Genomic DNA, 25,622 nt, shown 5'->3' with positions numbered 1-25,622 from the left:
TTCAAATTAAAATGATTATCAACTGAAAATCAACCAAATTAGAATCATTTTAATGTACGGATGTGCCAATGTTGAATCGCCATGATTGTTTTTGCATCGACAATCGTGCCATTTGCAATCAGTTCTAAGGCCCGGTCAAGTGACAATGTCTGGTTTTCAAGGAATTCATCTGCATCCAGCTGACGTTCACCAGCCGTCAAACCGATTGCTTCATATATATGTACGCGTTCGCTGCAAAATCCCGGTGCCCCGTAAAAATCGAAGACATGTTTCAATTCTTCTGCCGCGTAACCTGTTTCTTCTTTCAATTCTCTTCCGGCACAATCAATTGGATTCTCACCCGCCTCAAGTTTTCCCGCAGGAATTTCAATCGATAGCTGTTCGAATGCTTTGCGGTACTGCTCGACGACAATCAAATCACCTTTTTCATCAAAGGCGATGATGGCGACGGCTCCGTTATGATAAACGAGCTCGCGCACTGATGTATTACCGTTTGGTAAGCTGACGACATGCTTTTCGACATTAAAGACTTTTCCTTCATAAATGACTTCTCGTTCGATTGTTTTTTCTTCCATTCCGAACACCTCTTCCTTCTATAACTATCCGCGCCGTAATTTATTCTTCTTATTCAGTATGCCTGTTATCTGATTCCTGATGCAAGTTTGTTTTTTCAAACTCAAAATATGAAACAGTTCCTCAACAGGGGGACGGAGAAATAAATATGATAAACTGTTCTGTAGTAGCACATATCGAAAGAAATGAGGGATTAGTCATGGGACTCGGATTAGGCACAATGACAATATTAAAACGCGGACAAGAAGAAGCAACAGAAATCCTCCGTACAGCGCTCGACGAAGGGGTCATTCATTTTGACACAGCGGACGTCTACGCGAACGGAGCCGTCGAATCGTTGATTGGACAGACATTTTCGCAAGAAGACCGCAGCCGGATTTTCCTCGCCTCTAAAGGCGGGAACCGAATGAATGCAACGGGAACGGGTTGGACGTGGGATCCGAGTTACGAGTACTTAAAACAAGCATGTCTTGAAAGTCTGAACCGACTCGAAACACCTTACCTCGATCTCTATTATGTCCACGGCGGAACGATGGAAGACGACCTCGATGCATCGATTCAAGCCGTGAAGGATTTAAAAGCAGACGGTAAGATTAAGGCCTATGGTCTTTCTTCTTTACGGCCGAACGTCATTAAGTATTGGCTCGAGCATAGTGATCTCGATTATTTGATGACACCTTACTCGTTACTCGATCGGCGCATCGAAGCACTCTTGCCTTTACTCAATGAAAAAAATGTCAAGGTAGTCGCTCGTGGTCCGCTCGCAAAAGGATTATTGACGACTGAGAGTACGTCGCGCCTCCAATCCGTTGACCAGTTCGAGCAATTTAATAAAGAACAACTCGAAGAAACATTGAATTTCTTGCAAGACTACCCACTACCCGCGCTCGCTCTCCAAGCAATCGATCAACAAGCCGCAATCGTACTGCCTGGTGCGTCGAGCGTGTCGCAATTACAGGCCAATCTCAAGGCGATGCGGGAACCCGTCACGCTTGAACAAATCAATCACGTCCTGAAGACATTGCCGGTCCATCCTTATACAGCACATCAATAAGGTTTGAGTTTTAGCAAGCCGGGGAATCCTCTTATTTGTAACGTTAACCCTAGAGGAGGAATTTTATTATGGCACGTATTTTAATCGTTTCAACAAGCGCGGATGACATGAACGGACACGCAACAGGACTTTGGTTCGAAGAGTTTGCTGCACCGTTTAACTTATTTAATGAAGCAGGACATGACGTCACTGTTGTTTCTGTTAAAGGTGGCGACGTCCCAATCGATAAAGCATCACTCGTCAAAGAAATTCTGCCGAAGTTCCAAGACGCACGTAAAGCACTAAAAGATACAGCTTCACTCTCAACAGTCGATCCTTCATCGTTCGACGCTGTTTATTTCCCGGGTGGACACGGTGCGGTCGTTGACTTCCCGAACAATCCACAAGTTGCCGGTGCAATCGAAGCAATGGTCAAGAAAGACGGAATCGTCGCATCTGTTTGTCACGGACCTGCCGCTTTCGCTCACGTCATGATTGATGGCAAACCATTCGTCGAAGGTCGTCAAATCAACGGCTTTACAGATGAAGAAGAAAAATCAACAGGTCTTGAAGAGAAAGTTCCATTCTTACTCGAAACAACGTTGCGTAATGAAGGTGCAACGTTCTTGACTTCAGACGCAGGTAAAGAATTCGCAGTCATCGATGGCAACGTCATCACAGGTCAAAACCCAGCTTCAAGTGAAGCTGTCGCTAAATTGATCGTCGCTAAACTCGCGACTGTCTAAAATTTTAGTTGATGCTAAGCACTTCCACTGAACATCAGTGGAAGTGCTCAGCGTGTAGACAAACTAGATGGAAGGTCACTTGAATGTGATTTCCCATCTTTTTTTTTGCTCTCTCTTTCCTTCCTAATTGTCTTCCTGTGGCAAACATCGCGCCGCTACAGCAAAGCTGCAGGGTCGCTCCTGTTTGCTTTCCACTAGGAAGCGATTAGATTAGAAAGCGAGATTTTTTTAGCTTTCTTTAAGATCAGTGAAGATACTCTGTCGTTTTGGAAACGATTCAAGACGGTCCACCTGAAAGGCGTCCCTTTTCGTCGACTTCTACGGGAAAAAATGCGTCTTTGCGTGCTTTTCTCCCCCCACGTGACGTTGTCTACATGCAAAACAGCACCTCCACTGAACAAAGGTGGAGGTGCTGTTTTCGCTTCGGGTCATTTCCCTTCGTTAATCGCCCGCTGAAGCATCAGTATTTCACGTTCGGCTGCCGCAACCGTGCGGTCTTCAATAACGAGCTGCTGCTGTCGTGCTTCAAGCTGCTCGTCAAGGTTCGTACGCTCTTCATCGGTAAACGACTGTTCAACCACACGTTCCCGTCGATACCAACGCTTCGGAATGATTTTTGGTGCTGGTCCTGTCTCAATCGTCCGTTCGATTTCATCGAATGCCGCCTGCACTTCTGCCTGACGGTCTTGAAGCGGACGAATCTGTTGAGTGAACGCCTGTAATCGTTCGTCGACGAAGGGGCGTGTTTTTGACGCCAACATTTCTTTTACATCCATTCGTAACACGTGTTCTGCTTGCTGACGTTGCATATCTTCTTCGTGATCTGTTGGTTCGAGAAGTTCCACACGGTCGCTGTTTTCAGACTCTGTCAGAATGTCTTCGATTTCACTGATCGACAACCACGAGACATGTCGCATGACGAATTGATCGATTAGCCCCGCATCAACATAGTAGTCTCCGACTTCTCCACCTAATTTCAATTCAGCGGCGGCATATGTTGCATGTCGTTTGATGATGTCATCCGTCTCTTCGTCCAGCCAGTCTTGATAATCTTTAAATACACTCACGTTCTCTACTCCCTATCCCATCACAATCAAACACTCGTTTGACTTCTCTTGATTTCTTCGATTGCCCAGTCACACCAATCGAGGTAATTCAGCATCATCCGTAGACCGTATTCACTCGTCAATGTCTCCCCGAGTGTCGCCCCGTTCTCTAAATGATCTTTTCGCCACACTTGCATCATGTCGACCGCAAATTGATGATGCCGTTTTGATTCTTCAAGGTAAGCGATCGCTTCCTCGAGCGGCAAGAGGTGTAACAACGACACGCGCATTAAGTTCTCATCTTTCATTTTCGGCTTAAATTCACTCGGTGCCCGCAGCCAGGCGACGAGCTCTGTTTGGCCTTTATCTGTAATCGAATAGACTTTTTTATCTGGAAGATCCTCCTGGACGATATGAACACTCGTCACGAGTGATGCTTCTTCCATTTTTAATAATTCTCGATAAATTTGCGTATGGTGTGCTGTCCAAAAATGCGTCATCTGTTTTTTGAACGTCGTACTTAAATCATAGCCTGTCGCTTCTCCCTGGGTTAGCAGTCCGAGCAGTGCGAATCGTAATCCCACTGGCTGCACCTTCTTTCATCAATAATATATATTGTTAATTATCTCAAATTACGTTGCATTACGCCACTTTGTACTTTTTTAAGCAAAAAAAAACTGTAGATCGCTGTCTCATCTACAGTTCCTCCTGTCACATGCTAGATTGTTCAATGCTTCGTTCGACCATCGCCCAGTACTCCGGCGGGTGCGGGACGAAGCGGTTCCGCCCGAAACGTTCACCCTCGATGCTGACGACTTCCGTTGTCGTTTCGTCACCTAACGTAGCAAATGCGTCGAATGAAAAAGCGACCAGCCGTTTGACTTCAGTCGCTTGTAAATGATAGTCAGAAATGGCTTGGTTCGATTCCGTCAAAAAGACCTGAGTCCGCTCGCGATCAATGAATCCCGGCAACGTCAGTTCTTCTAGAAAAATACCAACGTGCTCCAACTGATCCATCGCCCGGACGAGTCCGAGCTCTTCTTCGAGTTCACGAACACCATCAGCAACGGTTTCACCGGCAAGTAAATGTCCTGCCGCTGTAATATCGAGACAATTTGGAAAATCCTTTTTTCCAGTCGCCCGTTCTTGAAGAAGAACGATTCGTTGCTCTCGATTCACGACGAAGCAGTGGAACGTCTCATGCCATAACCCTTCAGCATGTACCCGGTTTCGTGACGCCGTGAATAATGGATGCCCGGCCTGATCCGTGACCATGATTAACTCCTGTTCACTCATCCCAGCACCTTAGAGGCTTGATAGAAGCGCTCGCCTACCGTATACAGCTCTGCAATCAAGAAGACGATCGCAATCCAGATGATTGCACTTGGGAATAACAGCATTGCCGTTAAAAACAAGAACCCCTCTGTCCGTTCAACGAGACCCGGCTGGTATTGGAAGGACTTGATGCCATAATTTTCACTGACTGCCCCAATCGCGAGAAACATCGTCATACCGATGACAAAGGACGCAATTAAAAAGAGCATGACGATTTGTGTTTCCGGAAAACGAAGCGCAATCCCGATCAGCACGGACAACTCGACGATTCGATCTAGTACAAGATCAAGAATCGTTCCAATCGCTGTCGGTTTTTCGCGACGTGCCATCGTCCCATCGACGACATCAAGCATTCCAGAAATCCACAATAAGAGAATCGCAATTCCCATCATGTCATTGTAGACGAAGAATCCTGTTGCCCCTCCGATGATGCCGGAAATGATTGTGACTTGATTCGCCGACAGACCAAGCTTTTTCAAACCGGTCGCCGCTTGGTCGAACACAGGTTGGACCATCTTTCGTGCTCGTGTATCTAACATATTAGTCCTCCTTTCTGACGACATAAACAGTCGTCGCTTCGTCGAACGCTCTTCTTGTCTGAATGACGAGTCGCTCGCCGGTTGCCCGTTCGACTTCATAGAACCGAACACCATATTGGATTAATTCTTTCGTAATCGTAACACGTTCATTTGTTTGATTCGTCGGTCTTAAGACCAACTCGATCGCAGACAGCGGATACCATGTCCCGTCTAAGGCAAGACCATCTCCAAAAAACGGACTCGTCTCGCTTAAAGCAACAGGTCGCCCTTGCTCGATAATGCGTCCTGCCTGCATGACATACACATAGTCCGCCATTGCCATCGCTTCTTCGCGATCATGTGTGACAAGCAACGTCGTCACGCCTTGTTGCTCCGTCAGGCGACGAATCAACGTCCGTAATTCACGCCTCCGCGGCAAATCGAGGCTTGAAAACGGCTCGTCTAATAATAAAAAGTTCGGTTGACTCGCAAGGGCACGTGCTAAGCTCGCACGTTGTTGCTCGCCTCCCGACAGTTGATGGACAAAGTCCGCTTCACGTCCCGGTAACCCGACGCGGTCGAGCCACTCCGAGACTTGTCGGGCGTCCCCTCGCATGCCAAGGCGGATATTCTGCCCGATCGTGAGATGGGGAAACAGTAGCGGTCGTTGAAACAGCATCGTCACTCCGCGTTTACTCGGGACTGTTTTCGTAACGTCACGCTCTCCGAAGTGAATCGTTCCACCTGAGACCTTTTCTAATCCGGCAATCAAGCGCAGTAACGTCGTCTTCCCGCTTCCACTCGGTCCGACAAGCGCAACGCATTGTCCCGAGGCGATGGTTAGATCGATGTCTTGCAAGACGGTCGTTTTACCGAAACGCTTCATCACTTTATTAATTTTTACGTCCATCTAATAACCTCCGAACCCCTTCTATCCATAAGGTAAAGAACAACATTTGCCCTAGATAAATCAAAAATGGTAACCCGATCAACCAAATCGTCGCTTCTTTAGCCGCATCAACCGCATTCCCAGAGTAAAGGGGGAAGACTTCAAGTGCGAGCATCCGAACGACGCCACCGCCGATGAGCACGACGAGTGCATACTGACTAAGTGTGATGACGGTGACGAGCAATGTCACCGATTGTAATGTCGGACGAAGCAACGGTCCGACTAAAAAGAAAAATCGCTTCAAGCGGTTTGCCTCAACAAGGACCGTCTGTTCGAGTAGTTGTTCACCGAGCGCCTGAAATCCGTTCGTATAAAGGCGGACCGTGTACGGAAGTGTCGGTAACAAAAGGACGAGTAACACGCCAAGGAATTGATCAGCCAAACCTAAACGGATCCACGTCAAATAAAGACCGAATGAGAGCAATAATACAGGTAAAAACAGTGGCAGACTAATCAACAACTCAGCCAGTTGAATGATTCGTCCCGTCTGAAAGGCAATGGCTTTCCCTGCCGCATAACCAATTACGTGGTTCAAAAACGTCACTGCTGCAATCATGAAGAGCGTCGTCGTCAACGTCTCGACGATTCGCGGATTTAGAGAAAATGATTTCGGAATGATTCCCAGCAGCGGTGCAACGACGAGACAAGCGATCAATAGCGTAACGATTCGTTGCTTCATTCAATCCGCCCCTTACTGATTCGCTCTGTGATCGGTCGAATCCACCACGTGAAGACGGCTAACATCATGAAGAGCAACGTCGTCAAGACGACACTGATGGCAAAAGCCGTTGGTTGTTGCGACAGGTCTCCTTGCGTATATAAATCAAATACATATACACCAATCATTTTCGGATACGTCACACCAAGCAATGCCGGCACTTCGTAGGCAAATAGAACAAATGCAAAAACGATGAAGCTAGCTTCAAGTGCCGGAAACAAAATAAAAACACCTTTTCCATGCCAAAATCGGCGAATCCTAGATAATCCAAGCAGTTGCCCCAATTCCTCATACCGGTGATCAAGCCGTCGAAAAACAGGAATGAGATAAAAAAAGATGAACGGTGTTTCTTTATATACGTAAGTCAAGATGATACTGAAATGATTCGTCTCATGCGGACCAATCATCGGTACATTACTGAAGTAGAGAATCGCAAGATATGCTGCACCAAGATGCGGGATAAACAGCGGAAGTGCGAGGATTTGTTCCGCCATCCCCCCTCGCCTTGAGAAAAATTGAGCTAAGCCGAAACCGACCCCTAACGAAAGTAACGTGCTACTCAGTGCGACGTACAGACTTAACACAATGCTTTCAAGAAACACGGTATCGCTTAACAATGCACGATAATCGGCGACTGTCGTCATCGATACACTGATGAACAGTCCATAAAGAACCATTCCAGCAATCAAGAAGACAGCGGGGTAAGGATTACCGCGCCACACGTTCCGGCCAATCCTTTCGAATGATCTCGAAGAATTCCGGGTCGAGCTCCGCTCGGACTTTTCCTTCAAATGCATCTGGTGTCGGTGTCGATTTTGCTGCCGGAACATCCTTAAACGCTTGTTGTTCTACTGACGTCAACGTACTTAAATCAAGACTTGTCCCATCTCCCCAGTAGGTCGCGTCATATTTCTTCAACTGCGCATCTGCCGATAACAATTCGTTGATTGCAACGAGCGCCCCTTTTGGGTTTGGTGCGTTAAATGGAACCGATAAGAAGTGGGTCGACGCAATCGAACCTTCTTCTAAGATGAGCGGACGCGTTTCTTCCGGGAAGGTCCCGGACGCTACTTCCTGTTCGGCCCGGCGTTCATTGAAGCCCATCGTGAATGCGACATCCCCCTTCGCATACAATTGATCGAGCTGAGCGAGCGTCTTCGGATAGGTTTTCCCTTCTTTCCAAAGGTACGGCTTTAAATCGTTTAAATAAGCCCATGTCTTTTTAAAATCGCTTTTCGGGTTCTTCAACGTTTCATTAGATTCGACCCCGTACATGACGTGACGGACAAACGTATTTCCCGTGAAATCCGTCACTTCCGGATAAGTGAATTTTCCTGGGTTTGCTTTGACCCAGTCTTTTAACTCGTTTAAGTCCACCGGTGGTTTGGCAACACTGGCTTGATCATAATGGAACGCAAACTGGACTTTTCCCCAGGCCGCTTCGAGCCCTTCCGTCTTCGTCCCACTATCTGAAGCTTGCGCCGCGGCGTCGACTTGCTTGATGTTCGGTAAGACGCGCGCGATGTCACCATATAACAGACCGTCTTTTTTCGCACTTCGGAAATTATCGCCGTTGATCCAGACGACATCAATCACGCCTGTGTCCTTACCGGCTGTTTTTTCAGCACGCAATTTCTGAATGATATCCGCTGTTTCAATCGGCACACGCTTCAATGTGATTTGCTGCTCTTTTTTCAACTTGGGTGCGACGTACTCGTCGATATAGGCATTGATTCCGTCATCTCCACCCCACATGTACATCCGGACCGTCGTTTTCGCTGCTTCCTGTTCAATCATTTTATAGGATGAACCTAGCACTTCGTCCTTTGCCGGCAAGTCAGAAGTTGCGCCACACCCGGCAAGCAACAACCCACCGACAGCGATACCGATTACTTTTTTTAACATTTTCATTCCACCCCATCATTTTTTGTCAAATCCGGACTTACCGAGCCATTCAATCAATCGGGGACAAACGGCATATGCTTTCGCTGAAAGTTCCATCCACCACGGTGCATTGACCTCTCGTTTTTGACGCTCGATCGCTCGGACCACCGTTTTTGCAAGCGACTCTTTCGATAACAAAATCGAGGCGACATTCTTTTCATATTTGCGACTGAGATCGGCGCGAATGAAAAATTCAGTCGCAATCGGTCCCGGATTAACCGTCATCACATGAATTCCTTTTGGTCGTAATTCAAGTCGCAATGCATTTGAGAACTGAAGCAGGCTTGCTTTTGTCATGCAGTAGATGGTCGATTTCGGAGTCGGCAGCTTTCCTGCCTGACTGGCGATATTGACAATCATTCCATTCGGACGCAGGAAAGGTAGACACGCTTTTGTCAACCGAACGGGCGTCAGGACATTGATCCGGTGCATAGATTCAATCGTCTCAATCGAGGTATCCTGCAAGAAACTGAATTCTCCGAATCCGGCATTATTGATCAATACATCAATCATGCCATAGTCGACCTGGATTCGTTCGGCTAAATGCTCCGGTGAATGTTCTAAGTCATAGACGATATAGTCAGCATGCAGCTCTCTTGCTAAGCGTTCGAGCCGATCGGCACGGCGGGCAATCAAAATCAAATTCGCTCCTTGCCGGTTCAAGACGCGCGCTAACGCTTCACCGAGACCGCTTGATGCTCCAGTCAAGACAACCGTTTTATTCATTAGATTCATCCGCTAACTCCCGCTTTCGAATAATAAAGAACCGTATCTCGTTTTTCGACTGTAATTTGACCGCTTGCGACTAAATAATCGAGTCGTGCTTTCATTTCACTCATCACGAGCGGAAACGATTTTTTTAAACGATTGCCGTACGTCAACTGCGCTAACTCAAATAACGTCTGCTCTCCCGTCAGATGTTTCAAAAGTTGCTCACCGCGGGCCTTACGTTGGAGCAATCGTTCTTCAATCAAGGATGGAACGTCACGGATTGTTTCGCCATGACCGGTATAGGCGATCGTGATTCGTTCACCTTGAAGCTTTTCGAGCGAGCGCATATATGCAAGGACAGGGCGTTTTATATCAGACGCATCTCCTGCTTGCGGCTGTTCAAGTAACGGGTTCGGCTCAATCCGTGCCAGTAAATGGTCGGCTGCAAACAATGTCCCGTCTTGACCGAGAATCCCGATCTGGTCGCTTGCGTGTCCCGGTAGCTCAATCACGCGGTATGTACTTGCCGCCGTGATGGAATCCCCTTCTTTTAGGACATAGTCGAGTTGTCCTTTTCCGAGCCATTTGAGGGCCGACAGATAACTCGGTAGCAACGCTCGTATTTCTTTTGGCACCCCGAACGACATCGCTAAGCGTTGCAAAAAGGCATCGCCACTATTCAAGAAGTCCGTATCCTGTTCTAAATAGGGACGAAGTCGTGCGTGCCCGTAAATCGCAATTCCTTTTTCAGAAAAACGATAAGCCATTCCGGCATGATCGGCGTGGTGATGCGTCACGATTACTTTATCGAGTTCTTCGACAGACAAGCCGATTTTCTGCAAACCCTCTTGCATGGCGTGCCAAGCTTCTGCCGTATCCGGTCCACAATCAATCAAAATATTTTCATTGTCCGTTTTGAGGACGTAACAATTGATATCACCGACTGGAAACGGCGTTGGGATCGGTAGCGTGAAGATTTCATCTTTGCTGTTCACTTGGAATCCCCTCATTTCTCTCACTAGTTTCCTTCATTATAGAGAAAAATGAACCCGAGCCGCAAACTTTGTCTGTCACTCTCTTGCATCCCTTCACTAAAGCATACGTAAACCGTCTGGAATTGGATGCAAAAAAAGCGACCTTTCGCAGAATGAAAGGTCGCTCGTTTATTGCAAATCTTATTTTAAATTAAGGACAGTCAGTTTATCACGCGTCATCGAAGCAAGACTTCGTCCGACACCCTGCACACCAAGTCCAGATGATTTAACGCCGATGAATGGGAAGTGGTCTGGGCCACGTTCAGTCCGACCATTAATTTGAACAGAACCTGTTTCAAGGGCATCCGCTACAGCAAAAGCTGAATCAATGTTTTCCGTAAAGACACTTGCTTGAAGACCGTATTCCGATTCGTTCGAGTACGCAATCATCTCTTCGACTGAGCTGACACGAATGATTGGTAAGACGGGTCCGAACGGTTCTTCCCAAGCAACACGCATGTCACGTGTCACGTTGTCGATTAGTGTTGGTTCAATCAAGTTGTTCGTCCGGTTTCCACCAGTAACGATTGTTGCACCTTGATCTTTCGCATCCGTAATCAAGCCCTCCACGTAATCCGCTGATTTTGTATCGATCAATGGAACTACGACACTGTCGTCTTCAGGTGAACCGACCGTTAACTTCGCGATCCGTGTTGTTAATTCGTCAACGAGCGCATCCGCTTGATGATCTAAGACGAATACACGTTTGATCGCTGTGCAGCGTTGTCCAGAATAAGAGAACGCTCCACTGATGATGTGATCCGCTGCTAATGAAAGGTCCGCGTCTTCTAAGACGAGTGCCGGGTCTTTTCCACCGAGTTCAAGTACAAGTGGGATCATCGCTGATTGGCGAGACAAGTGACGTCCCGTCCCTGTACCACCCGTGAAAGTAATCATATCAATTCCTGGATGTGCTGTTAAATAGTCACCGATGACTGATCCCCGACCTGTCACGACGTTAACGAGACCTGACGGAAGACCTGCTGCGACGAGTGCTTCAATCATCAAGATTCCACTGATTGAACCTTGTGTTGCCGGTTTGAAGACAACCGCGTTTCCTGTCATCAACGCCGGTGCAAGTTTTGCTGCCGCTAAATTGACCGGGTAGTTAAATGGTGAAATCGCAAGGACGACGCCGAGTGGCGCTTTTTTGATGACTGCAAGTTTTTTGGCACTCCCACCTGGGAATGAATCGCCTTGCATCATTTGACCGTCAAAACGAAGACCTTCTTCTGCTGTATACCGAATGATTTCCGCAGTCCGCTTCACTTCTTTAACGCCATCTGCACGTCCTTTACCCACTTCACGCATGATGACTTCGCCGATTTCGTCAGCGCGTTTTTCAAGTTCTGTTGCCCATGCATGTAATAGTTCAGCACGTTTGTTTGCTGGTTGTTTCGCCCAAGTCGTTTGTGCCGCTTTTGCTGAAGCAATCGCACGGTCGACTTCTGGTTTCGTCATCGCTTGTACACGACCAACGAGTTCTTCTTTATATGGTGAAGAGATTTCGATTGTCTCTTTTGATTCACTCTCATACCATTGTCCATCCAATAAAAATGTATACGTTGTTTTTGTTGTATTCATTCCACTCTACCTCCATATGTTTTTTCTCTCTGTCACTTCAGTGTGTGGCTGCATAGCTATTGTAAACAATTGGTCAGACAAATGCCAAACATTTTGCTTAACATATTATGAAAGCGATTACAATAGTTTTTTTATTGAATTTGATATGGAATGTTTTACGAAATGTGCCGATAACTAGGCAGAAGTGAATGTGCAGGAACGAAAGGGGATAAATCACGTGTACAATCAACACGATATTTTGTTAGAAGCGGGTACGAATGAATTAGAAATCGTCATTTTCCATTGTGGTCCTTATACATTTGGGATCAACGTCATGAAAGTGCGTGAAATCATCGTTCCGTTACCGATGACACCACTCCCAGGAACACCAGATGCCGTCAAAGGATTAATCGAACTACGCGGTGAAGTCATGACGGTCATCGATTTGCCGACTGTCATCGGTGTAGCCCATGACGAAGCGACGGAAGATCGGTTGATCATCTGTGAGTTCAATGGCGAGAAAAGTGTCCTTCGCGTCGATTCTGTCACGGAGATCAGACGTATCTCGTGGGAACAAATTGATACACCGAACGAACTCGCACGTGGAATCGAAGGATTGACGAACGGCGTCGTCAAGACAGGCGATAAGATGATCATCTTACTCGATTATGAAAAAATCGCACTCGAACTGTCTCGTAAAGACATCTTCGCACGTGAAGAAGGACGTCGCGTCCAACCGCGTGACAGATCGAACAAAACGATTTGGATTGCCGAAGATTCAGAAATGCTCCGGACACTCATCATTGAGACGCTTGAAGAAGCAGGATATCACGGCTTAAAATGGTTCATCAACGGAAAAGATGCATTTGACGCCTTCGAAGCAGGTAGCGATTGTGACTTGTTGATCACAGATATCGAGATGCCGAAAATGGACGGACTTCATTTATCGAAACGCCTTCGTGAAGACGACCGGTATGCCGAACTGCCAATCATCGTCTTCTCTTCCTTGATTTCAGATGATCTTCGCCATAAAGGTGAATCTGTTGGGGTCAATGCACAAATTACAAAACCAGAAATCGGTCGTTTGATCGAAACGGTCGATTCATACGTCTTGTAAGACGTTGTTGACGGTTATATCGGAGCTCACTTTCCAGTGGGCTCCGATTTTTCAATTCACAAAAAAAAAAGAAGCGTCCACGAAATCGTGAACGCCGGTTTACTTTTTTCATCAATTACTTGATCGAGTCCGAATTCTTTCCAATAAAAGCATCCAACCAGACTTTTCTGAACTCCACCATAGATTGATCAATGTTTTGCAAAACCTGATTCGCATTTTCAAGCGAACCCGTTTCTGCTTCTTTTTCAAGTTGTTCGAACTCATCTGCCAAATCGTCCGCCGCGACCGAATAGGAGGCACCTTTAAGTAAATGTGCGATTTTTTCTGTCTGTCCCGGATCATTGTTATTGATCGCTTGCTCTAGTTCAGGAAATTTACGATCAAACTGCGCAATGTATGTTTCACCAATCTTTTGTAAAAATACGTGGTCCCCACCGGCGATTGAACGTAATTCCTCTAACTTCTTTTGATTAAAAAAAGGCATCTGGTTCCCCCCTCTGGTTTCATTTTAACATTAAATGTCGTAAAAAAAAATCTGAGAATCATTTACACGCCCTATCTTCTGTCCCTATAATAAGCAAGTGAAGAGCAGGAGGGATAGACATATGTTGACGATTTATCGAAGTGATGTGACCGGGGCAGTCAACGAAATTCAAGAATTCACGAAAGGTTCTTGGATTCATCTTGTCAATCCGACAAAAGACGAAGCCGACCAAGTCATTGCTGCCACAAAGATTCCTGAGGATTTTATCTATGACCCACTGGACGTTGAGGAAAAACCTCGTTTTGAAAAAGATGATGAAGGGCTCTTGATGATTGTCGATGTTCCGTACATCGAAGAAGAGTCATCGGGACGACGCTACAACACGATCCCGCTCGGTATCATCGTGACGTCGAGGCATTTCATCACCGTCTGTTCGCAACAACTCGACGTGTTGACCTTGTTCTCGAACGGTAAATTACGGACATTCCGGACGAATTATCGTTCACGCTTTGTATTTCAAATTCTTTATAAAGTCAGCTCTTCTTACCTTCGTTTCCTTCGTCAAATCGATCGCCGAATGGACGAACTCGAAGATGAACTTCAACGTTCGATGCGAAATCAAGAAATTTTTCAACTGATGAACTTACAAAAATCCCTCGTCTATTTCATGACGTCACTTAAATCAAACGATGGTGTTCTTGATCGCATCATTAAAACACCGAGTCTCGAGAAACATGAAGACGATGAAGATTTACTAGAAGATGTTTTCGTCGAGCACCGCCAGGCAATGGAGATGGCACAAATCTATAAAGATATCATCAGTTCGACGATGGATACGTTTGGTTCCGTCATCTCGAACAATGTAAACTTCGTCATGAAGTTTTTAGCCTCAATCACGATTGTTATTTCAATCCCGACAATGATTTCCGGAATGTTCGGGATGAACGTCCATGTGCCGTGGGAAGGTGAAGTCATCGGCTTTTGGATTGTCTTTGGGATGATGATTTTCTTCTCCGGACTCGCTGCCTTTATTCTGTGGCGGAGACGCTTTTTCTAGCACAAAAAAACCACTCGCTTTTACATGCTGAAGACGTAGCATGTACAAAAGCGAGTGGCTTTTTTAATTGATTTCGACCGTGACGAGACATAAATCATCGGCCTCATCACTTTGATCGGGCTGAATCAAGTGGTGAATGTTTGGTCCTTGTTGTTCGATCAACTGACGGATCGCACTGATCCCTTCGTCAATCCCTTTGCTATACAGCTCCATGAAACCATCCGTATAGAGGTAGATACATCCAGGAGACGTCAAGTCGATTGTCCGACTCGTATATTGTGAGTCCTCAAACATCCCGACTGGCAATCCTGTGTTCTCGAGGGCGATGATTTGATCCCCCATCCGTAACAAACCAGGTGGGTGTCCCGCATTCGCATAACTAAGTTTCATCTCATCCAAGTCGATGTACAAATAAACGGCAGTAAAATAAATTTCCGTTTCATCCCCTGGGAAAAGGCGGCTCATCTGACGGTTCAGTTCTTCAAGTACTTTTGCCGGATCACCGATGCGATGCACGAGTTCAAACAAGATCGAGCTCATCCCCATCGTAATCAACGCTGACGAGACACCATGGCCCATGACGTCAAACAAGATGATGCCATATTTATTTTGCGAGATGCGGTACCAGGCATACATATCTCCCGCTAGTTTTTTAGAAGGAATATAGGTTGCCATGATTCGAATGTCTTCATCTTCGATATTTGCACTCAAAACACTTTGCTGGAGCTTTTGAGCAAGATCAAAATCTTCTTGTAAGACTTTTTCATATCGTTTCCGTGCATCTATCGCTTGTTTTAATGACATCGCATTTCGAACACGAGCAAGCAATTCCGTTTTTCGAATTGGCTTTGTCGTATAGTCTGATGCTCCCGCATCCAGTCCATCCGCGATGTCCTCTTCATTGGAACGACCGGACACGATGACGATTGGCAGTTCATCTAAACCAAATCGTTTTCGGATCAACCGTGTTGTATCAATCCCACTAATGCCGGGCATCTCTACATCCAGTAATACGACATCTAAGTTGTCGATAAAGGCCGGGTCCTCCATCAATTCAATCGCTTCTTCCCCACTCATCGCTTTTACGACATCGTATCCTTCATTTTCAAGCAGTCGCTCCAAAATCATTAAATTCGTAAATTCGTCATCTACGACTAATATACTCATACCGTCACCTCGTTCCTAAACATGTTAATCTGAACATAGTTTATCACATCATGACCACTTTCGTTTAGACGAACGGACAGTTTTCCGTCATACTAAAAGAGAAGAATGAAAGGAGGAATGGATCATGTGGCTCTATGTTGTTTCCATTCTAATCATCGTGTTTGTCTTAGTTGCTTCAATCATCGTCATTTCAAAAGGCTACGGATATAAAGGCAATCAAGACGATATCGAAATTGACTACGATGAAATCAACCGTAAACTGACTGAAAAGCAGGATGAAGAGAAGCAAAACTAAACAACTTTGACCGTCTGAGACCATTTTAACATCGGTGGTCTTTTTTTGTTGCATGAAAAGTGCATGTTTTCCTTTTTTATGACGAGGGTACATATCTATCATGGTCAACTATTACCTTAAGGGAGTGTCTATTCATGGAACCTAATCTACAAAATGATCCACATGCTGCTCAACAAGAACATCCAAATCGTCAATTCGATCAAGAAGCTTCGTCAGGTCGTCGTGTCAATTTACTTACGGGGATGTTGCTAGGAGCTGTCGTCGGCGGATTGCTTACAATGCTGAGCTCAACGAATCGACAAAACACAAAACAAGGACTTAGCGGCGCAAAAGATTCCGTTTCATCATTAGCATCTACTATTAAAGAAGATCCGTCAGGAAAAGCTTCACAAGTCATCGAACAAGTAAAAAGCGCTTCAGGAATCATTCAAGAAGTCGCTGGTGACGTCCAAAATGTGTATGACAAGGTTAACAATGAACTTGATACCGTCAAATCGGATGCTTCTTCTGTAAAAGATACTGCAACGGAAGCTAAGGGTGACCTGTCTTCAATTAGTGAAAAAGTGGTCGAAGCAAAAGACGTGGCGCTTGGAAAAGAAGAAGCCCCACAAAACAATCAATCAGACAATTCACAGCAAAATAAATAAACCGTTTTATCAAAAACCATCATGCTTCTGGCATGGTGGTTTCTTTAACGTTGTCACAACAATCCATTACTCAAAAAATTTCACGATGATTGCGACACGTTCACGCATACCATATCGTAATACACCAGATAACGGTGTTTTTGCAGGAATCGCATCACTATTCAATCCTACTTTCTTCGCTTCGGTACGAGCACGATACAAATGAAAATCTGACGTCACGATCGAGACTTGATTTTCACCTTTTGGTAATAACGATTTTGAAAAACGTAAATTTTCAGTGGTCGACGTCGATTTGTCTTCGAGCACAAGACGTTTTTCAGAGATTCCTTCGTCAATCATGCCACGGCGCATCGCTTCTGCTTCTGAAATCGCTTCACCCTGCCCCTGCCCACCGCTCAAGATAAAAGTCGTTCGCGGATATTTTTTTCCGTATGCAGCTGCAGCCTGAATCCGGTTTTCCAATATCAGTGACGGTGTTTCCCCTCTGACACCTGCACCGAGGACGATGACAAACGAGTGTTTCCCGTTCGCTGCGGGACGTTTTCCTTCTGCGACAAATAAACCGATACTAAACCAGAAAATGACGAGTCCACCTACGATTCCGGCCACTACAAGCCGATATCTTTTCAAAACTTGTTTGATCCGTTCCATGAGTCATATGATTCCTTTCAGACTGCTATTTTCGATTACATCCGTTTCTACGATGTTTTTCTAAGAAAAGTTTCAATCACAAAACAGGGGCGACTCAAAAATGGGGATGTCTCCCGATTAAAAGGAATCCGGACTTTTTCATGCATACCTCCGGCAAGCACTAAACTATCTTGAACAATAGAAATGACCGATGGTCCCGTGAATCGCGGGAGCAACGGTCATTTGATTAAATGGAGGACGGAAACGTCCGTCACACGGATTGATGTTGGTCCGACTTCTGATTCAGACCCCTTTTGCTAGATTAATTTCCCCAAATTGCTGTCGCATATTCTGGATGATCAATGAATGGATTGCGGTTTTTTTGCCATTTTTCAAAAATGATGTCATTGCGTTTCTTTTCAAATGCATCGACCGGGTCAAGTTTGTTCCACGCTTTTAACGTCGATAATTTTCCGTGAAGTGGGTTTGAGCCATTGTTGACGTTTTCTGACGTCTCTAAGTCGATTTCGCCGCCACCTTCATAACGAACCGCCATATAGAAAATCATCCGCGCGATATCACCTTTGACGCGAGTCGGTGGTTCCCATGAATCACCATCTCGGTTACAATCGCATCCGCTATATTTCGTTCCGCCATTGTCAAAATCAAGGTTCCCACGAGCACTATTGACGACGACGTCTGACGGACGTAAGTGATGCAAGTCTGTCCCTGGTCCCATGCTTGTTCCGAAGTCTCCATGCGATTTTGCCCAGACATGCTCTCGGTTCCATTGACCGACATTCCCACCGTTGCTATTTTTTGAAATGGACTTCCCCGTGTACAATTCGATCACGTTGTTCACATTACCTGGATCTTGATCGGTTTCTTTTAATGCCGTCCAAACCGTGTCATACGAGACTTCCGTATGATTATCGATGATGTCATGCAGTGATGCTTTTAATGCCGCACCCGTTTTCCCCGCTGCCGGCTGATAATAGGCATCGATTGTTGATTGTGACGTTACCGCCTGTGGTCCCGCTACTATCTTTGTTGAATCTGTTTTGGCGATGACCGGCGTGAAGGCAAGTGATCCTAACGCGAGTGTCGCAACAAGTGCCCCACTGATTTTCGACTTCCAGTTCATGCTTTTTCCCCCTCAGGTTAAGTATGGACATGCAATGTCAAACCGTATTACACTCCCATTTTCACATCACTTGTCTTTCTTATGGAAGATGGACGAAAGACCTCTTCTTTTTAGAGGAATCCAGAAATCAAAGTTAGCACAATTGTTCAACGGTTAGAAGGTCCTGTTTTTTAGTGAATCACGAATCAATAAACGATGAATTATTATTTAGAAGAACTATTCTAGAGGCAAAAGTCATGATTATAAAGGATACATAAATAAGGTATGAGGATGATACTCCCCACGTTTCAACTTGCTATAATAATTAATGCAAGCGTTTTCATAATTTGATAGAGGAGGCTTTTTGATGAAACATAAAAGCTTGATTGTCGCATCTCTTGCAAGCGTGACGTTTTTAGTGCCACTTGCGCAACCGATTGCAGTAGGGGCAACAGCAGACAACGGGACGATGATGCAATACTTTGAATGGTATTTACCAAACGACGGGAACCACTGGAACCGTCTAGGAAACGACGCTTCTAAGCTTGATCAACTCGGAATTACATCTGTTTGGATTCCTCCTGCCTACAAAGGAACGACTCAAAATGATGTCGGCTACGGTGCCTACGATCTATATGACCTCGGTGAGTTTAATCAAAAAGGAACAGTCCGGACGAAGTACGGCACGAAAACGCAATTGAAATCCGCCATCGGGCAATTGCACACGGCTGGAATCGATGTGTATGGTGATGTCGTCATGAACCACAAGGGTGGTGCTGACTTTACGGAATCCGTCACGGCCGTCGAAGTCAATCCGGGTAACCGTAATCAAGAAGTCTCTGGCGACTATCAAATCCAGGCCTGGACCGGGTTCAACTTCGCGGCGCGGAGCAACGCCTATTCAAACTTCAAATGGAAATGGTATCACTTCGACGGAACGGATTGGGATCAATCCCGCTCAAAAAGTGCCATCTATAAATTCCGAGGAACAGGTAAGTCGTGGGACTCGAATGTATCTTCTGAAAATGGAAACTATGATTACTTGATGTATGCAGACATTGATTTCGATCACCCGGAAGTGCAGCAGGAAATGAAAAACTGGGGGAAATGGTACGTCAATGAACTCGGGCTCGATGGATTCCGTCTTGATGCCGTCAAACACATCAAACATACGTATCTCGCAGATTGGTTGACGAATGTTCGTCAGACGACGGGTAAGGAATTATTCACAGTCGCCGAGTACTGGCAGAACGATCTCGGGACACTTAAAAACTATTTAAGTCAGACGAACTATAAACAATCGGTCTTTGACGCTCCACTTCATTACAAATTCGAACAAGCGAGTAAAGGCGGCGGCTTTTATGACATGCGCACAATTTTTAACGGCACACTCGTCCAAGATAATCCGACGCTTGCCGTCACACTCGTTGAAAACCATGATTCTCAACCTGGTCAATCGCTCGAATCGACCGTTCAATCCTGGTTCAAGCCCCTTGCTTACGCGATGATTTTGACGCGGGAACAAGGGTATCCATCTGTCTTTTACGGGGACTACTACGGAACAAAAGGCTCGTCGAACCGTGAAATCCCTGCCCTCGCGTCAAAAATCGATCCGATTCTAAAAGCACGGAAGGACTTCGCGTTCGGGAAACAAAATGATTACCTCGATAACCAAGACATCATCGGTTGGACACGGGAAGGTGTCTCAGACCGGGCAAAATCAGGTCTTGCGACAATCCTTTCGGATGGTCCTGGCGGTAGCAAGTGGATGTACGTCGGGCTTCAGAACAAAGGAGAAGTCTGGACAGACATCACCGGTAACAATTCAGCTTCCGTCACGATCAATGCAGACGGGTATGGTCAATTTTTCGTCAATGGTGGTTCTGTCTCGATCTACCGCCAACAATAATTCGTCCTATTTAAAAGCCCCCATCCGGTACCGTTTCCTTTTCAGGAAGGTTCGTGGATGGGGGCTTCTTTTCATTCAGCGAGACCGACACTTTCGCGAATCGATTCTTCCTGTTCAATCGCTTCAAGCAGGAAATGGGCGACATCGGCCCGATTGATTTGTTTCGCTTGGTCGGGTACACCGTCAGCTGTTTGGCGGTACATCCCGGTTAACGGACCATTCATCAAACGGAGTGGTCGTGCGACCGTATAGTCGACGTCTGCCTGTTTCAACAAGTCAATTGCTTGCCGGTGATCACGTAATGGATTCTTTAAGATTTGCTGTGCGAGTAATCCTTGTGCACCCGGTAATTCCTTATCAACACCTGCTGATGCGACGTAACCAATCCGCGTTACACCACTGACTTTCATCGCATTGATGATCCGGACGAGACTTCGTTCTAAAAATCCACTGTAGGCAAGGCTTTCTGTCCCTAACGCCGTCAAGACAGCATCTTGTCCGACAAGCGCCGCATTGACATCCTCTTGGTTCAAGACGTCCCCCGTGACGACATGAAGTCGTTCATCTTTTAGTTCCAACTTATCCGGATTACGGACGAACGCCGTCACCTCATGGTCATGCGCAATCGCCTGTTTGACGAGTTCTTGTCCGGTTTGACCCGTAGCCCCAAAAATAATCAATTTCATGCATAACATCCTTTCCCTTTCAAGATCCACTGTTTGAATGATACCCTTACCGCTTGAAAATGAATCGTCTTCCCTCACCCTTATTTTCAGAAAATTATTTTTATTTATTAACAGTGTATGCTAAAATCTCCCTAAGTACATATGGATATTTTTTCCTTAATTAAAAGAACGACCATCTTTTTTCTTCGATAAAGACAGGAAGTCAGTCTATTCTGCTTTATGCTTTGAAAACTCGTACAGTCACGTCGCGTGAAAAAACGGCGCCCTTCTTTTGGAGGTGTGACGGATGATGTTCCACTATCTCAATACGGACGATGAGGTTCTACGCTTCGAACAACAATTATCACGCTACTCATCACCTTAACCTTGGAGGGATTTCCTATGAAGCTACAACAGTTAAAAGACCAACTCAATTCGATTTATCTCGGCAAACCGGACGTCATCGATCTCTGTCTGACGGCACTCATCGCCGAAGGTCACATCCTGCTTGAAGATGTACCGGGGACCGGGAAAACGATGCTTGCGAAAGCACTCGCCCAAAGCTTCGAGAGTGCCTTCTCCCGGATTCAGTTCACGGCGGATTTGCTTCCGTCCGACGTCATCGGTTCAGACTTCTTCAACTTAAAGACGCAGGAGTTCGAGAATAAACGCGGACCGTTGTTTGCAAACGTCGTCTTGATCGATGAGATCAACCGCGCCGTCCCGCGGACACAATCGGCATTGCTTGAAGCGATGGAAGAACGTCAAGTCTCGATTGGCGGAACAACGTATCAGATGCCGGCACCATTCTTCGTCATCGCAACTCAAAATCCGATCGAGTCAGCAGGAACATTCCCGCTACCGGACGCCCAACTCGACCGGTTCATGGTCGCGATCGAAGTCGGTTATCCGGATTTTGAGAACGAACGCCGCTTGCTGTCTGAGATTTTGACGAACGTCCGCCGATCAGCCGTCGGGATTGCGTCAGGAGGGGACTTGATTTCATGGCAGGAAGAAGCACGACGTGTCCATGCGTCGCAAGACGTGCTCGATTATCTGCTGCATATCGTTCAGGCGACACGGAATCATGAACTCGTTGAAGTCGGTGTCAGTCCACGTGGTGCGATTGCCCTGCTTCGCGCGTCCCAAAGCTATGCTTTCTTGAATCAACGCGACTTCATCATTCCGGAGGACATCAAACACCTTGCAAAACATGTCTTGGCCCACCGCCTGACATTGACACTTGAAGGGGGCATCAAGACGACAAAGGCCCAAGTCTTGTACCATCTCCTTGATGCCATTCCAGTTCCTGTCGAGATTGGGTGACGCGGATGAAAATCGAACGTTCCGTCCCCTTTTGGCTCGAACAAAAATTATTTCCCGTCTATTGCATATTGACATTTTTATTCTTATTCCTCCCCGTCGTCTCGGGACTCGGGTTTCTCTTTGCCGCACTCGCGACGATTCATGTCGTCGTCAACCGGACGGAACGGCAACTCCGCCGGGAAGTCGCTTTAGAATGGAAACACTATGAACGATTGATGTTCAACCAAGAACAAACGGACCTCCAGCTGCAACTTTTCGGACTCGAACTTTTTTCGTCACTCGGCCTTAAGGCCTCCTTCCGTCTCCATGCTGCTGACGGGATTGTTTTCACGACGAGTGACGCGCTCCATCCCCACACGTATGATACCGAACTGGTGTTGACGGAAGAATTGTTTACGATCCCAATCCAGACCGTCAAACGTGGTCCGACGGCACTCGACGAAATCATCTTAACGATTCGTCTGCCCTGGCGGATGGGCGTTTACTTATTTTCATTCGACAGTTATCCGCAGTTCACGGTGCTGCCTTCGTTAACGGCACAAGCGACACCTTTCCTGCTGAACCGCTTACGGATTGGTGATCGTCCGGACCGCTATTCACCATTAAAAAACAAATTGGTCCAGCTTGGATCAAAAGCGTATACGACGGAACCGTCGAAGGACATCGATTGGTACGCGACAGCAAAAACCGGCCGTCTGCAAGCAAAAGTCTATGAGACGAGTAATCAGGACACATTCACCATCGCCCTCAATTTGTCGGGTCCAAGTGGATACGGCTTACATAATCAATCGGAACGCTTCATCGAACAAGCTTCGTTCTTAATCAGTGAGTTGATTAAGGAGGGCTGTAAAGTTGAATTGTTCCTGAACCGTCTCAACGAAGCGAACCACATGACCCACTTGGCGTTAGGTGAAGGACAACCGCACTTGAAGCACGTCCTTGTCCACCTGTCGACGTTATCCGACCGGGATTCCTATATCGCAACAAAACAGTTCGAACGGTATGTCGTGCGTCGAAAACATCTTAACAGTCAGCTGATCCTGGTTGGGAACGACCGGATCCAGGCGATTGGCTGACGATCAAAGAAGGAGGTTTTATTATGGTTTCCCTAGTCATTCGAAAGTCGCTTCAGTTCATCGTATCGTTGGTCGTTTTACTGTGCATCAGCGCCTTACCGGCATTGATCGTCCAGTTACGTCCGAACTTTTCGAATTACACCGATGCGCTCAAACAACAAGTCCTGTTTTTGACTGGTGTCGAACCGATTCTTTATTACAATGTGACCGCACAACAGCTTCGTCCGTTGTTGCCGGACTTACAACCGTTCATCCAGGAGACGCTGCTGATCTTCAGTAGTGCCCTTGTCTGTTCGTTTATCGCCGCACTTGTCTACGCGTTTTTCTTTTATCGCGCGCGTCTGCGGACACGTAACCTGTTGAAGCAGACGACGCGTGTACTCGAGATGGTGCCGGATTTATTTTGGGTGATTTTTTCACAGTACATCATCATCGTTCTTTTTAAGACGACCGGTTTCGATCAAATCGAAGTCGCCGGCGGTTTTGCTGATTCGATCCGTTTCCTTCCGATTCTGACGCTGTCGCTGACGACCCTCTTCTTCTTCATCAAATGGTTGACGGGGCAGATCCAAGAAGAGGAAGGAGCCAGCTATATCGAACTTGCCCGCGCCAAAGGGACACACGCGAATCATTTATTTTGGTCACACTTGATTCCGAACTTGTTTTATCGGTTCTATCTGTTTTTCCGCGCCAACGTCATCACGATTTTATCGAGTCTCGTCGTCATCGAATACACATTCAATGTCCAAGGTCTGTTTCGGTTCGTAATCATGAATCCGCAACTTCCTGTCCTGCTCGTGACGCTCCTCTTGATTTACTTACCGTTCTTTTTGATTGACTTGATTGCTGAGCTTTGTATTCCAAAAGCTTGGAAAGGTGGTGCTGTATGAGACGTGTCTTATTGCGTGATCCGTTCTTTTGGGGCTGTATCCTGATTTTTGCGACGCTCCTCCTACTTAGTGTCGGACATACTCTATTTCGTGACGGACAAGTCGACCAAATCTCGAACCGGTACGCGGCGGATGGGACGTTCCTCGCGACATCTCCACTTGAACCATCGCGTGAGCAGTGGTTCGGAACGGACCGGGCGGGCAACGATTTATTCCAAATCATGATTGCCGGTGCCAAGTGGACGATCGGGATTTGCTTTGCCGTCGCCTTCGGACGCATCCTGCTCGCTCTGTTGATCGGCGTGCCGCTCGCCTTTAGGGGTAAAAGATTAAATACGGCAATTCGTACCGTTCTTGACGGCTTTTTAATTTTACCGATTTCCTTACTGGCCTATTTCATTTTGTTGACAGGCTTATTTTTTGCAAGTCCAGAAGACATTCCGTCCTTGTCTTCCCGTGTCCTCTTTGAGACAGGCGTACTGATTTTACTCGGGTTACCTGCCTTACTGATGTATTTAGTCAGTGAAACGCGTCACTTGTTGACGCAAGAGTTCATGGTCGTCGCCCGAACACTCGGTGGCAGTCCCCATTACCAATTTAGAAAGCACATTTGGCCGCATCTTTTACCGACGCTTGCCATTGTTTTCATGCAACAGTTCGTCCAAACGTTGATGGTCTTGATTCACCTGTCCTTGTTCGGGTTATTTTTCGGCGGGACACTTTCACGCTTTGCGAACGATGTTTCACCGACGATTTTTGAATGGTCTTCCCAGTTCGGTTTCTACTTCCTTCAGTTTTCAGCCGTTTCCTGGATCAATCACCTGTTCCTGATCCCGGCAATCAGCATCGCTGCGCTCGTCTTCCTCGGGAACTTGCTGACGAGTCGTCTCGAGCGTGCCTATCGCTTACGACGTGAACAGCTAATCTTCACGGAACCGGTCGCACAGGCAGAAGCCGCTACGACACGTTTGACGAATCCGTTTGATTCTGTCTCACCATCAATTACGAAATAATTATGTAAAATATACTTAGCGCCGTCGTATTCTTTTATATGACGGCGCTAAGT

At 46.4% G+C, this 25,622-nt stretch carries 28 protein-coding genes; 11 read left to right on the top strand and 17 right to left on the bottom strand.

Annotated features, from left to right (window positions below; all coding sequences use genetic code 11):
• Positions 1 to 44 precede the first annotated feature (44 nt).
• Complete coding sequence (locus tag A0126_RS05035; RefSeq protein WP_088836687.1) at positions 45 to 575, bottom strand: NUDIX domain-containing protein; 531 nt, start codon at positions 573 to 575, stop codon at positions 45 to 47.
• A 197-nt stretch (positions 576 to 772) separates the two neighbouring features.
• Between A0126_RS05035 and A0126_RS05030 the strand changes: the two genes are divergently transcribed.
• Together A0126_RS05030 and A0126_RS05025 are read left to right on the top strand one after the other, a co-directional pair.
• Positions 773 to 1,627: an aldo/keto reductase gene (locus A0126_RS05030; RefSeq protein WP_088836686.1), complete on the top strand. Its 855-nt coding sequence runs from the start codon at positions 773 to 775 to the stop codon at positions 1,625 to 1,627.
• Positions 1,628 to 1,695: 68 nt separating this feature from the next.
• On the top strand, positions 1,696 to 2,352 hold the full coding sequence (locus A0126_RS05025) for a type 1 glutamine amidotransferase domain-containing protein (RefSeq protein ID WP_029333159.1): 657 nt from the start codon (positions 1,696 to 1,698) through the stop codon (positions 2,350 to 2,352).
• A gap of 428 nt (positions 2,353 to 2,780) precedes the next feature.
• Here A0126_RS05025 and A0126_RS05020 read toward each other — a convergent pair whose 3' ends face one another.
• The 11 genes from A0126_RS05020 to A0126_RS04970 all read right to left on the bottom strand — a co-directional run bounded on the left by A0126_RS05020 (position 2,781) and on the right by A0126_RS04970 (position 12,191).
• Complete coding sequence (locus A0126_RS05020) at positions 2,781 to 3,419, bottom strand: hypothetical protein (RefSeq protein WP_088836685.1); 639 nt, start codon at positions 3,417 to 3,419, stop codon at positions 2,781 to 2,783.
• A gap of 26 nt (positions 3,420 to 3,445) precedes the next feature.
• Entirely contained in the window at positions 3,446 to 3,982 is a 537-nt protein-coding gene (locus A0126_RS05015; RefSeq protein ID WP_088836684.1) for a PadR family transcriptional regulator, read from the bottom strand.
• Positions 3,983 to 4,109: 127 nt separating this feature from the next.
• Positions 4,110 to 4,673 (bottom strand): NUDIX hydrolase, encoded by a 564-nt coding sequence (locus tag A0126_RS05010; protein WP_239456861.1) that lies wholly within the window; start codon positions 4,671 to 4,673, stop codon positions 4,110 to 4,112.
• A 17-nt stretch (positions 4,674 to 4,690) separates the two neighbouring features.
• Positions 4,691 to 5,272: a CDP-alcohol phosphatidyltransferase family protein gene (locus A0126_RS05005; protein WP_029333155.1), complete on the bottom strand. Its 582-nt coding sequence runs from the start codon at positions 5,270 to 5,272 to the stop codon at positions 4,691 to 4,693.
• A gap of 1 nt (position 5,273) precedes the next feature.
• A complete protein-coding gene (locus A0126_RS05000) occupies positions 5,274 to 6,161 on the bottom strand; it encodes an ABC transporter ATP-binding protein (RefSeq protein ID WP_088836682.1) in 888 nt (295 codons plus the stop codon).
• Entirely contained in the window at positions 6,145 to 6,879 is a 735-nt protein-coding gene (locus A0126_RS04995; protein WP_029333661.1) for an ABC transporter permease subunit, read from the bottom strand. The genes A0126_RS05000 and A0126_RS04995 overlap by 17 nt, the downstream gene beginning before the upstream one ends.
• Positions 6,876 to 7,640: an ABC transporter permease gene (locus tag A0126_RS04990; RefSeq protein ID WP_088836681.1), complete on the bottom strand. Its 765-nt coding sequence runs from the start codon at positions 7,638 to 7,640 to the stop codon at positions 6,876 to 6,878. Before A0126_RS04990 ends, A0126_RS04995 begins: the two co-directional genes overlap by 4 nt.
• A complete protein-coding gene (locus A0126_RS04985) occupies positions 7,627 to 8,823 on the bottom strand; it encodes an ABC transporter substrate-binding protein (protein WP_088836680.1) in 1,197 nt (398 codons plus the stop codon). The genes A0126_RS04990 and A0126_RS04985 overlap by 14 nt, the downstream gene beginning before the upstream one ends.
• A gap of 15 nt (positions 8,824 to 8,838) precedes the next feature.
• Positions 8,839 to 9,597 (bottom strand): SDR family NAD(P)-dependent oxidoreductase, encoded by a 759-nt coding sequence (locus tag A0126_RS04980; protein WP_088836679.1) that lies wholly within the window; start codon positions 9,595 to 9,597, stop codon positions 8,839 to 8,841.
• Positions 9,594 to 10,568, bottom strand: a complete 975-nt coding sequence (locus A0126_RS04975; protein ID WP_088836678.1) for an MBL fold metallo-hydrolase — start codon at positions 10,566 to 10,568, stop codon at positions 9,594 to 9,596. The genes A0126_RS04980 and A0126_RS04975 overlap by 4 nt, the downstream gene beginning before the upstream one ends.
• 180 nt (positions 10,569 to 10,748) lie before the next feature.
• Positions 10,749 to 12,191, bottom strand: coding sequence for an NADP-dependent glyceraldehyde-3-phosphate dehydrogenase (locus A0126_RS04970; RefSeq protein ID WP_088836677.1), 1,443 nt, complete (start codon positions 12,189 to 12,191; stop codon positions 10,749 to 10,751).
• 217 nt (positions 12,192 to 12,408) lie between these two features.
• On the opposite strand from A0126_RS04970, the gene A0126_RS04965 reads away from it, so the two are divergent.
• Positions 12,409 to 13,287, top strand: a complete 879-nt coding sequence (locus tag A0126_RS04965) for a chemotaxis protein CheV (protein ID WP_088836676.1) — start codon at positions 12,409 to 12,411, stop codon at positions 13,285 to 13,287.
• Positions 13,288 to 13,402: 115 nt separating this feature from the next.
• Here the strand turns inward: A0126_RS04965 and A0126_RS04960 are convergent, their stop codons facing one another.
• Complete coding sequence (locus A0126_RS04960) at positions 13,403 to 13,771, bottom strand: Hpt domain-containing protein (protein WP_088836675.1); 369 nt, start codon at positions 13,769 to 13,771, stop codon at positions 13,403 to 13,405.
• A gap of 121 nt (positions 13,772 to 13,892) precedes the next feature.
• On the opposite strand from A0126_RS04960, the gene A0126_RS04955 reads away from it, so the two are divergent.
• A complete protein-coding gene (locus A0126_RS04955) occupies positions 13,893 to 14,828 on the top strand; it encodes a magnesium transporter CorA family protein (RefSeq protein WP_029333146.1) in 936 nt (311 codons plus the stop codon).
• A 63-nt stretch (positions 14,829 to 14,891) separates the two neighbouring features.
• Here the strand turns inward: A0126_RS04955 and A0126_RS04950 are convergent, their stop codons facing one another.
• Entirely contained in the window at positions 14,892 to 15,995 is a 1,104-nt protein-coding gene (locus A0126_RS04950) for a PP2C family protein-serine/threonine phosphatase (protein ID WP_088836674.1), read from the bottom strand.
• A gap of 124 nt (positions 15,996 to 16,119) precedes the next feature.
• On the opposite strand from A0126_RS04950, the gene ytzI reads away from it, so the two are divergent.
• Together ytzI and A0126_RS04945 are read left to right on the top strand one after the other, a co-directional pair.
• Entirely contained in the window at positions 16,120 to 16,290 is a 171-nt protein-coding gene (gene ytzI, locus A0126_RS19100) for a YtzI protein (protein WP_152638925.1), read from the top strand.
• A 134-nt stretch (positions 16,291 to 16,424) separates the two neighbouring features.
• Positions 16,425 to 16,937 carry a YtxH domain-containing protein gene (locus A0126_RS04945; RefSeq protein ID WP_088836673.1) on the top strand — a complete coding sequence of 171 codons (513 nt, stop codon included), beginning with the start codon at positions 16,425 to 16,427 and terminating at the stop codon, positions 16,935 to 16,937.
• A gap of 66 nt (positions 16,938 to 17,003) precedes the next feature.
• Here the strand turns inward: A0126_RS04945 and A0126_RS04940 are convergent, their stop codons facing one another.
• Both A0126_RS04940 and A0126_RS04935 read right to left on the bottom strand, forming a co-directional pair.
• A complete protein-coding gene (locus tag A0126_RS04940) occupies positions 17,004 to 17,588 on the bottom strand; it encodes a YdcF family protein (protein ID WP_088836672.1) in 585 nt (194 codons plus the stop codon).
• A 301-nt stretch (positions 17,589 to 17,889) separates the two neighbouring features.
• Positions 17,890 to 18,711 carry an endonuclease I family protein gene (locus tag A0126_RS04935; RefSeq protein ID WP_088836671.1) on the bottom strand — a complete coding sequence of 274 codons (822 nt, stop codon included), beginning with the start codon at positions 18,709 to 18,711 and terminating at the stop codon, positions 17,890 to 17,892.
• 346 nt (positions 18,712 to 19,057) lie between these two features.
• Between A0126_RS04935 and amyS the strand changes: the two genes are divergently transcribed.
• Positions 19,058 to 20,599: an alpha-amylase gene (gene amyS / locus A0126_RS04930; RefSeq protein WP_088836670.1), complete on the top strand. Its 1,542-nt coding sequence runs from the start codon at positions 19,058 to 19,060 to the stop codon at positions 20,597 to 20,599.
• Between the two features lie 71 nt (positions 20,600 to 20,670).
• Here amyS and A0126_RS04925 read toward each other — a convergent pair whose 3' ends face one another.
• A complete protein-coding gene (locus A0126_RS04925) occupies positions 20,671 to 21,285 on the bottom strand; it encodes an NAD(P)-dependent oxidoreductase (protein WP_088836669.1) in 615 nt (204 codons plus the stop codon).
• A gap of 381 nt (positions 21,286 to 21,666) precedes the next feature.
• Here A0126_RS04925 and A0126_RS04920 point away from each other — a divergent pair, with 381 nt between their 5' ends.
• Genes A0126_RS04920 through A0126_RS04905 form a run of 4 tightly spaced genes read left to right on the top strand, consistent with a single transcriptional unit; the run spans position 21,667 to position 25,569 of the window.
• On the top strand, positions 21,667 to 22,590 hold the full coding sequence (locus A0126_RS04920; RefSeq protein ID WP_029333138.1) for an AAA family ATPase: 924 nt from the start codon (positions 21,667 to 21,669) through the stop codon (positions 22,588 to 22,590).
• Between the two features lie 5 nt (positions 22,591 to 22,595).
• Positions 22,596 to 23,666 (top strand): DUF58 domain-containing protein, encoded by a 1,071-nt coding sequence (locus A0126_RS04915; protein WP_088836668.1) that lies wholly within the window; start codon positions 22,596 to 22,598, stop codon positions 23,664 to 23,666.
• A 23-nt stretch (positions 23,667 to 23,689) separates the two neighbouring features.
• The gene (locus tag A0126_RS04910) at positions 23,690 to 24,556 is read left to right on the top strand and encodes an ABC transporter permease subunit (RefSeq protein WP_088836667.1); all 867 of its coding nucleotides are present in this window, start codon (positions 23,690 to 23,692) and stop codon (positions 24,554 to 24,556) included.
• Positions 24,553 to 25,569, top strand: a complete 1,017-nt coding sequence (locus A0126_RS04905; protein ID WP_088836666.1) for an ABC transporter permease subunit — start codon at positions 24,553 to 24,555, stop codon at positions 25,567 to 25,569. Before A0126_RS04910 ends, A0126_RS04905 begins: the two co-directional genes overlap by 4 nt.
• Positions 25,570 to 25,622: the final 53 nt, after the last annotated feature.

It is taken from the genome of Exiguobacterium sp. N4-1P, assembly GCF_002214325.1.
Note: the sequence above shows the minus strand (reverse complement) of the source record. Positions and strands in the feature narration are given on the sequence as shown.